6 protein-coding genes are annotated in these 5,296 nt (G+C 67.4%); 4 read left to right on the forward strand and 2 right to left on the reverse strand.

Annotated features, from left to right (window positions below):
* The 4 genes from DBR10_RS12635 to mopJ form a co-directional block, all read left to right on the forward strand.
* Positions 1-535, forward strand: a 535-nt coding sequence (locus DBR10_RS12635; protein ID WP_233243398.1) for an enoyl-CoA hydratase-related protein, incomplete at its 5' end; no start/stop codon positions are given.
* Between the two features lie 94 nt (positions 536-629).
* A complete protein-coding gene (locus tag DBR10_RS12640; RefSeq protein WP_108556382.1) occupies positions 630-1,853 on the forward strand; it encodes a DUF2336 domain-containing protein in 1,224 nt (407 codons plus the stop codon).
* Positions 1,854-2,158: 305 nt separating this feature from the next.
* A complete protein-coding gene (locus tag DBR10_RS12645) occupies positions 2,159-2,578 on the forward strand; it encodes a MucR family transcriptional regulator (RefSeq protein WP_108504745.1) in 420 nt (139 codons plus the stop codon).
* A 196-nt stretch (positions 2,579-2,774) separates the two neighbouring features.
* Positions 2,775-3,272 (forward strand): motility/cell cycle regulatory protein MopJ, encoded by a 498-nt coding sequence (mopJ, locus tag DBR10_RS12650; protein ID WP_108504754.1) that lies wholly within the window; start codon positions 2,775-2,777, stop codon positions 3,270-3,272.
* A 239-nt stretch (positions 3,273-3,511) separates the two neighbouring features.
* Here mopJ and DBR10_RS12655 read toward each other — a convergent pair whose 3' ends face one another.
* Positions 3,512-4,423 carry a ribokinase gene (locus DBR10_RS12655; protein WP_108504744.1) on the reverse strand — a complete coding sequence of 304 codons (912 nt, stop codon included), beginning with the start codon at positions 4,421-4,423 and terminating at the stop codon, positions 3,512-3,514.
* Between the two features lie 50 nt (positions 4,424-4,473).
* Positions 4,474-5,271, reverse strand: coding sequence for a flagellar type III secretion system pore protein FliP (fliP, locus tag DBR10_RS12660; RefSeq protein ID WP_369831679.1), 798 nt, complete (start codon positions 5,269-5,271; stop codon positions 4,474-4,476).
* Between the last annotated feature and the right edge of the window lie 25 nt (positions 5,272-5,296).

A 5,296-nucleotide genomic window follows, 5' to 3' on the forward strand; every position in this document is an offset into this window, starting at 1 on the left:
CATCAACGGCGCGGCGGTCGGGGTCGGGGTGACCATGCAGCTGCCGATGGACATCCGTCTGGCCTCGACGACCGCCAAGTTCGGCTTCGTCTTTGCCCGCCGGGGGATCAATCCCGAGGCGGCCTCGTCCTGGTTCCTGCCGCGCCTCGTGGGGCTGCAGACGGCGCTGGAGTGGTGCTACACCGGCCGCGTCTTCCCCGCCCAGGAGGCGCTTGAGCGTGGCCTGGTCCGCTCGCTGCACGAGCCGGAAGACCTGTTGCCGGCCGCCCGGGCCCTTGCCCGCGAGATCGCCGACAACAGCGCTCCGGTCTCGGTGGCCCTGACGCGGCAGCTGCTCTGGCGGATGGCCGGCGCGGATCACCCCATGGAGGCCCACAAGGCCGACAGCCGGGCCATCCAGGCGCGCGGCGCGGCTGCCGACGCCAAGGAAGGCGTGACCTCGTTCCTCGAGAAGCGCGCGCCGACCTATCCGGACAAGGTGTCCAGCGACCTGCCGGACATCTGGCCGGAATGGGGCGAGCACCCATTCCGCTGAGCCGCCTGCGTCACCATATCCTGCGGGTCGGGCCGACTTGATCATCGGACGTTAAGGACGTTCTGGTCAGGTCGTTCCGACCGTCAGGATCCTCATGAGCAACCCAGCGCCGTCCGACCCGTTTTCGCCCCTGGCGGCCCCCCGGCCCCCGGGACGCTCACGTGCGGCCCTGCTCAAGCGGCTGGCGGACGTCGTCTGCCTGCCCGCCAGTCGCGTCAACGCCTTCGAGCGCTCGATGACGGCCGACCTGCTGGTCGACATGCTGCGCGATGCGGCGGTCGAGGAGCGCGAGAAGGTGGCGCGGCGCCTGGCCAACCTGACCGAAATGCCCGGCGTCCTGGTCCGGCTGATGCTGCGGGACCAGATCGTGGTGTCCCGCGCGCTGCTGGAGAACTCGCCGACTCTCGGGGACGCCGACCTGATCGACTGCGCCCGCCAGGCCACGGCCGAGCACCGGATGATGATCGCCCAGCGGCGCGGTGTCGGGGAACTGGTCGCCGATGCCCTGGTCGAGGCCGGCGAGGTACCGGTCATCGAGGCGTTGCTGCGCAATGAACTGACCCGATTCGGCCACCAGACCCTGGAAACCGTCGTGGCCATGACCCGCGACAGCCCGCGCCTGATCCCGCTCCTGCTGCGCCGCGCCGAACTGCGCCCCAGCCACGCCTATGTGCTGTTCTGGTGGGCCGATGCCGAGGCCCGCAAGTCCATCCTGCAACGCTTCGCCGTCTCGCGGGAAATCCTGCAGGACGCGGTCGGCGACCTGTTCTCGATCGCCTCCGAAGAAGGCTGGCAGGACCCGCTGTCGCGCAAGGCCCTGCAGTTCATCGAGCGGCGGCAACGCAACCGCGCCGCCATCGCCAAGAGCCCCTATGACAGCCTCGACGAGGCCGTGCTGGCCGCCGAGGGCGGGGTGACCCGCGAGATCGCCGAGGAGATCTCCTATCTGTCGGGCCTGAAGCCGATGACCGGCGCGAAGATCTTCACCGATCCGGGCGGTGAGCCGCTGGCGATCCTGTGCAAGGCGACGGGCCTGCCCCGGGCCGCGATCCGCTCGCTCTGGCGCGGTCTGCGCCGGCCCGAGACTGACAGCACCGGGGCCATGGCTCCGGCCCTGGACCGGGTGATGGCCACTTTTGACATGATCGCCGTCGATCGCGCCCAGACGGTGCTGCGCTACTGGAACTGGTCGCTGTCCTCGGCCATGACACCGGCCCTGCTGAAGGCCATCCGCGACGGCGACCAGGCTGCGATCGACGAATACTCGGTGCCGCAGCGTGCCGCCATGCTGGCCCTGTCCCACGACTTCAAGCGCTAGAGCCTGCCTGACTTGTCAAGCGTCCGGTGCAAGCATCCGGGACGTATTGGGGCCGATAGTCCGTGTCGACCGACCAGACCCCTCAAACTGAAATCTTGGTTTCTAAGTCGCTGAACGCATTCAGCGACCCGTCGGACACATCGCTTGAAATGTCCTTTCAGGTCTCCGCAAGCCAGCGTTGAGTATGGCCTTGCATCTGGACTTCAAGACATTGCCGCAAGGTAACAATGTCTGTATTCGTCCGACGACTGGTTCTGGAATCAGATCATAAAAACCAAGATCAAAAACAAGACGGGCAGGCGAGCATGGAAGATCAATCCGATCTCATCGAGATGACGGCGGGAATCGTATCCGCCTATGTCGGCAACAACACTGTAGCGATCGCCGATGTGCCGGCGCTGATCCTGCAGGTTCAACGCGCCCTGGCGTCGGTCGGTGGACCGGCCGAGCCGGAACCTGCCGCGCCGCTCGAGCCGGCGGTCTCGCCCAAGCGCTCGATCGCGCCCGACTACCTGATCTGCCTGGAGGACGGTCGCAAGTTCAAGTCGCTGAAGCGGCACCTGCGCTCGAAGTACAATATGAGCCCGGAGGAGTACCGGGCCAAATGGGGCCTGGCCAAGGACTACCCGATGGTCGCGCCGAACTATGCCAAGGCCCGCTCGGAGCTGGCCAAGCAGATGGGCCTGGGCCAGGGCGGCCGCAAGCCGCCGCGCAAGGGCAAATAGTCGAGTCGCATCAAACTCTTGCCGCTCGCGCGGCCTGAAAAGACCTGGCGCCCGTCATCCGAGTCGGATGGCGGGCGTTTCGCTTGAGAGTTGACTCTTCCCCAGAATCTTGTCGCAGGGCGCGATTTTCGCTTGCCGCCGATTCGTTCCTTAAGCGATAGTGAATCGTCGTGATTCCAACGGCTTGTTAAGGAATCTGAAGATGAACGCGCAGTTGAGCGCCTCGGCTACGGCCGCCCGCGCTCACCAGGAGATGTTCGCCTACTGGGCGTCACTCCGCCGGGGAGCCTCGCTCCCGGCGCGCGCGGATCTGTGCCCGGTCGGCATCAAGCGCATGCTCCCGACCGTCAGCCTGATCGACGTCGTCAACCAGCCCCGGGACTACCGCCTGCGCCTGGCCGGAACGGGTCTTTACGGCGTTTATGGGCGCGAGATCACCGGCAAGCGGCTCGGCGATGTCTATAACAGCGCCGCCGCCGACTACTGGCGCAAGGAACTGGACAAGGTGGTCGACGGCCGCCGTCCGGGCGTCGGGGTTCACAGCCTGGCCTGGCGCGGCGCGCCGCACATGTCGATCCTGTGGCTGCGCCTGCCCCTGGCCAGCAACGGCAAGGATGTCGACATGATCTTGGGCTACGACGCCGTGATGGGCTCGGCCTCGGAAAGCGGCTTCAGCGGGATCCGCGCGGCTTAAACGCCGGTTTGACGTCAGCACAAATTCAGTCGGTCCCGGAATTCAGGCCCCTTCTCCCCTTGCGGGAGAAGGTGGCGGCGTAGCCGACGGATGAGGGGTCGATGAGCGTTTGCCATCACCCCCCCCCCAAAAAAAACTTTGCCGGCCAAGCCAGTGCGACCCCTCATCCGACCTCCTTCGGAGGTCACCTTCTCCCGCAAGGGGAGAAGGGGGCGGTCGCCTGAACCCGGCCCCCCATCTCACCCCTCCAGAAACGCCTCGACCTCGCGGCGGTTCGGCATGGACGGCGCGGCTCCGGCCTTCTGGACGGAGAGGGCTGCGGCGGCATTGGCCAGTTCGACGGCCTCGCGCAGGTTCATGGCGGCGGCGAGGCCGGCGGCCAGGGCCCCGCAGAAGCAGTCGCCGGCGCCGGTGGTGTCGAGGGCCTTGACCTTCTTGCCCTCGACCAGGAAGGCCTCGTCGCGGCGGACGGCGGCGACGCCGGCCGAGCCGAGGGTGACAATGATGATCTGGTCAGGCCGGCTCATCAGCTTGCGGGCGGCGCGCGAGACCTCTTCCAGCTTCACCGGCTCGTCGGCCAGCTTGGCATAGGTGGCCAGTTCGGTCTGGTTGACGATCAGGATGTCGGTGTGCGCGAACAGGGCCGCGCCCTGCGGCACGGCGGGGGCGGCGTTCAGGATGCGCAGCGCGCCCTTGGCGGCCCCGGCCTTGAACAGGGCCTCGATCGCGGCGACCGGCGATTCCAGCTGGCTGAGCAGGACGCGCTGGCCCTCGATCGGCGTGGCGGCGACGTGGGCCGGGGTGATGGCGGAATTGGCTCCTGAGGTGACGACGATCATGTTTTCGCCGCTGGAGCCGACCCAGACATGGGCCTGGCCGGTCGGAACGCCGCCCAGCTCGGCCACATCGGCCATCTGTACGCCATAGCCGGCCAGCTTGGCCTTGAGGCCGGGACCGGCGTCGTCCTTGCCGACCGCCCCCATCAGCCGGGTCGGCGCGCCCATGCGGGCGGCGGCCACAGCCTGGTTGGCACCCTTGCCGCCCGGAAACAGCTCCAGCGACAGGCCGGCCACCGTCTCGCCCGGTCGCGGCAGGTCCTCGACCCGGGCCACGGCATCCAGATTGATCGACCCCAGAACGAAGACCGTCATCGTCTAAACCCAATTTCGTCCGTTACGCGGATTGCAGGCGGATGGCCGCCCTACCCCCCAGCCCCACGCTGGAAGCTCTCCACAAGGCTGCCTGCAACGAGTCGCCAGCCGTCCACCAGCACGAAGAAGATCAGCTTGAACGGCAGACTGATTGTGGCGGGCGGCAGCATCATCATGCCCATGCTCATCAGCACGCTGGCGACGACCAGGTCGATGACCAGGAAGGGGATGAACAGCAGGAAGCCGATCTCGAAGGCGCGCTTCAGTTCCGAGATCATGAAGGCCGGGGTGACGACCATCAGCGGGGTGTCGGCGGCGGTCTTGGGCGTCGGGATCTTGGACAGGCGCACGAACAGGGCCAGGTCTTCGCGGCCGACCTGCTTGAGCATGAATTCCTTGACCGGGCCGCCGGCGGCGTCGAACGCTTCGGGCAGTTCCATCTGCTGGTCCAGCAGCGGCTTGACCCCCAGGTCATAGGACCGCTCGAACGTCGGACCCATGACGATGGCGGTGAGGAACAGCGCCAGGCTGATGATCACCGGATTGGGCGGGCTCTGCTGGATGCCGATGGCGGTGCGCAGCAGGCCAAGCACCACCACGATCCGCACGAACGAGGTGGTCATGATGACGATCGACGGGGCCAGGGACAGCACCGTCAGCAGGCCGACCATCTGGACGACGCGCTCGGACAGCCCGGCCCCGGTGCCGAGGTTCACATTGATGGCCGACTGGGCCAGGGCGGCGGCGGGCAGCACGGCGGTCGCAAAGGCGGCCAGCAGCGAGATCAGCGCCGCGCGGCGCAGGTCGGCGGGGTCGGCACCGGTCAGGCTCTTCAGGATACGACGCATCAGACCACGGGCTCCGGGGCAGGGG

Origin of the sequence: Caulobacter sp. HMWF025 (genome assembly GCF_003060965.1) — a bacterium.
Taxonomy (GTDB): Bacteria; Pseudomonadota; Alphaproteobacteria; order Caulobacterales; family Caulobacteraceae; genus Caulobacter.

Excerpts from the sequence above, each read along its gene's own strand:
- DBR10_RS12640 (WP_108556382.1), top strand. The coding sequence starts at position 630 with ATGAGCAACCCAGCGCCGTCCGACCCGTTTTCGCCCCTGGCGGCCCCC.
- DBR10_RS12645 (WP_108504745.1), top strand. The coding sequence starts at position 2,159 with ATGGAAGATCAATCCGATCTCATCGAGATGACGGCGGGAATCGTATCC.
- DBR10_RS12655 (WP_108504744.1), bottom strand. The coding sequence starts at position 4,423 with ATGACGGTCTTCGTTCTGGGGTCGATCAATCTGGATGCCGTGGCCCGG.
- fliP (WP_369831679.1), bottom strand. The coding sequence starts at position 5,271 with ATGCGTCGTATCCTGAAGAGCCTGACCGGTGCCGACCCCGCCGACCTG.